This window comes from Desulfomarina sp. (assembly GCF_054039375.1).
Genome location: NZ_JBPLBA010000015.1, coordinates 1 through 2,941 on the forward strand (window position 1 = coordinate 1; position 2,941 = coordinate 2,941).

Here is a 2,941-nt window from a genome sequence, read left to right on the forward strand (position 1 = left end):
GTGATCCAGTGCAGTTTGTCTCTGGGGATTGTAAGTTTCAGCCAGTATTCATCGCTCCCCACCAGCCTGGCCAGTGGAAGGGATTTTGAAACTGAAGCACCAATATTGGTTGATACTGAGGAGATAATTCCGTTGAACGGGGCCTTTATCCGGGTTCGTTTCAGGTCCAGTTCTGCCCTGGCCAGCTTTGCTCTGGCACTTTTAAGCCTGGCCCTCCGGTTTTCGAGTTGCGGCTTTCTCAACATGAGCAGCTTTTCACTCTCCGTCGCCTCTTCATTCAGGATTTCAAATTCTTTCCGGGCAATGAGCTGGTTTCCCATCTCCAGAGCAAGATCATTTTCAGCTTTTGCAACATTACTTTTCTGTTCCTGGATTTGCAGAAGGTAGTCCGCAGAATCGAGAACCAGCAGTTCATCCCCTTTTTTCACATGTCCCCCGGGCACAAAAGATGGCGAGATTTTAACAACTTCTCCACCAACCCGGGCAGAGATGTCTATTTCCCTGGCCGGAACAACTGTTCCCATGGCATGGATAATAACGCGGTAAGGGATGTAATGCGCCGTTTTAACTTCAACAGGGTGCGGATGTGACAGTCTTTGTTTCGGTTTTATTCGGGGGGCAGTGTTGAGAAAATGTACTGCAGTAATACTGCCGCCGGCAAGAACAAGAATACAGAAAAAAGTCTGCAGTAAAAGAGGTATGATTCTGCGTTGATTTCCCATTTTCTGAAATGCAGTTAGAGGTTGTGTTCCAGGGGATGGCCGCCTAGAGCTCTATACAGGCCGATTCTGTATTCAATCTGCAGGTGCCTGGCTTTGAGCAGGTTGCGCTGTAATTTCTGGTGGAACAGCAGGGCCTGAAGGACACGCTGGTAGTCTTCCACCCCCTGTCTGTAGCGAATGGCAACATGATTGACAGTATTTTCTGCAAAATCAAGCTGCCTTTCCAGACTGTCGATGATTTTTTTCTGTTCTTTTTCCCTTGCAAGACTGTCTTCCACTTCAAGGATCGCCTGAAGAATCGTCTGGCCGTATTGATAGTATTGTTCTCTGGCAAGTGCCTTCTGTCTGTTGACTTCTTCTTTTCTCAGGCCTCCATCGAGCAGGGGGGCTGTGAGATTGGCCAGGAGATTTGTGAACCAGTTGTCGAAAAGCTGGCTTGCCCGTTCAGCCGTACTGGAGAGTTCTGCGGATATACTTAACCTGGGCAGTTGGTTGGCGATGGCGGATGCGACTCTTTTATCGGCTGCCTTGAGCCGCAGGGATTCCTTCTCAATGTCGGGGCGTCTGGTGAGTAGCTCTCCGGGGATCCCGGTCCGGGGAAGAGGTGGAAGGTGCGGCAGGTCCGCTCCGGGGGTGAAATGAAATTTTCCGGGAATTTCCCCAAGGAGCAGGGAGAGCTGATGTTCGAGAAGCGCAAGAGTCTGTCGCATTATCGCACGCTCTTCAATAATGCTTTCAACCAGTTGACGTTGTTGCAGCATATCAGGGGCCCCTGCCAGTCCAGCACGGAAGCGGGTGGTGATAAGGTCCAGTACGCGGGAATTGGTTTTATATTGTTTCTGCAGAAGTTGAAGCTGCATGGTCGTTTCAACCAGGTTGTACCAGGTTTTTACCACCTCCGCGGCAAGAGATACTGCGGCGGTCTGCAGGTCAGCCAGGGAGGCTTCGGCTTCGAAAGCTGCAGCATCTCTGGCCGCAGCCAGCCGGCCCCAGAGATCCACCTCATAGGATGCTGCGAGGCTGAAATGAAATGAGTCGGCTGAATTGTCTCTGGTATAATCGTGTTTTGTTCCGGCCTTTCCCTGGGCGTCCAAAGAGGGTATGAGCCGGGCCCCGGCCTGCCGGGCAGCGGATTTTGCGGCTGAAAGACGGTTTCTGGCAACATGAAGAGAGAAATTATTGGAAAATGCCAGGTTGATGAGGTTGTTCAGTCCGGAATCATGGAACGAGAGCCACCAGCCGGTTTTTACAGCTTCCTGTCCGGTCATGGTAAATGAAGGGGGCAGGTTGAAGGGAGGATCCGAATGGGTGGATTGATCCTGAACGCAGGAGAGACAACAGGCAATGAGCAGGAAAGAACAGAGAAAACGGTGCGGAAAACGGAGAGGGTATTGTGCCATAGTTGATCGGTCAACCCTGGAATATAAAAAATTTCCTGACTACGTAATTGATCATCACGGCCGTGATGATATTGGAGCAGAAGGCATAGGTGGTCAGTACTCCGAAGCGTTTTATGAGTATGCCCATGAGCATGGTTCCGAGGAAAACACTGATGCCCGAAACAGCATAAAAGAGGAGAATTTCAATTATTATGGGATAGCGCCCCCCCTGAAAGACCCAGAGAACATTGGTTACATAGGCTACCATGTTGGCAATGAGAAATCCCAGGAAATTTCCGATCATGGAGTTTCTTGCCCTGGTTGCGTCATTGACTTTGTGGATGGAGAGTTTGAAAAAGCGCACCGCATGATCTTTTTCTTCCAGTGAAGGGAAAATTTTCCAGGCGATAAGGTGAAAAAAGACAATATGAGTCAGGGTGGCAAGCCCTCCAGCAATCCCGTATTTGATAAACTGGATAATAGCTGTGGAATCTATATTCATTTGAGCTGCATGATAATAATTTCCGGTATCCGTCATGAATTCCGGGTTGGAAAAACTATTGTGTATCAGTAACTACTCACAGAGGTAGCAATTATATGATTTTATTACTTCTGAACTGTAATTGCTCACAGGTGCCGCAGATTTTTGCAGGCTCTTTTGTTCGCTATAGCCTACCTGTGCGGACAAAAGAGACCATGAAAAGCTGGGGTGCCTGTGAGTAATTACGTGTATCATTAAGTTAACGACTTTGGACATCTATACCAGATCCTGGGGTGAAAAACCACTTTCGTTCCCGGCCGATAGTGCATGTCCGGAAAATTATTCCTCAATCATTTCAG

At 48.9% G+C, this 2,941-nt stretch carries 3 protein-coding genes; all 3 read right to left on the minus strand.

The features are described from left to right. The coding region (locus ACXLDX_RS00955; RefSeq protein WP_457575314.1) for an efflux RND transporter periplasmic adaptor subunit at positions 1 to 722 on the minus strand (722 nt) is incomplete at its 3' end. A gap of 14 nt (positions 723 to 736) precedes the next feature. Then, positions 737 to 2,122: a TolC family protein gene (locus ACXLDX_RS00960; protein WP_457575315.1), complete on the minus strand. Its 1,386-nt coding sequence runs from the start codon at positions 2,120 to 2,122 to the stop codon at positions 737 to 739. A gap of 10 nt (positions 2,123 to 2,132) precedes the next feature. Further along, the gene (locus ACXLDX_RS00965; protein ID WP_457575316.1) at positions 2,133 to 2,603 is read right to left on the minus strand and encodes a GtrA family protein; all 471 of its coding nucleotides are present in this window, start codon (positions 2,601 to 2,603) and stop codon (positions 2,133 to 2,135) included. Positions 2,604 to 2,941: the final 338 nt, after the last annotated feature.

Excerpts from the sequence above, each read along its gene's own strand:
- ACXLDX_RS00960 (WP_457575315.1), bottom strand. The coding sequence starts at position 2,122 with ATGGCACAATACCCTCTCCGTTTTCCGCACCGTTTTCTCTGTTCTTTC.
- ACXLDX_RS00965 (WP_457575316.1), bottom strand. The coding sequence starts at position 2,603 with ATGAATATAGATTCCACAGCTATTATCCAGTTTATCAAATACGGGATT.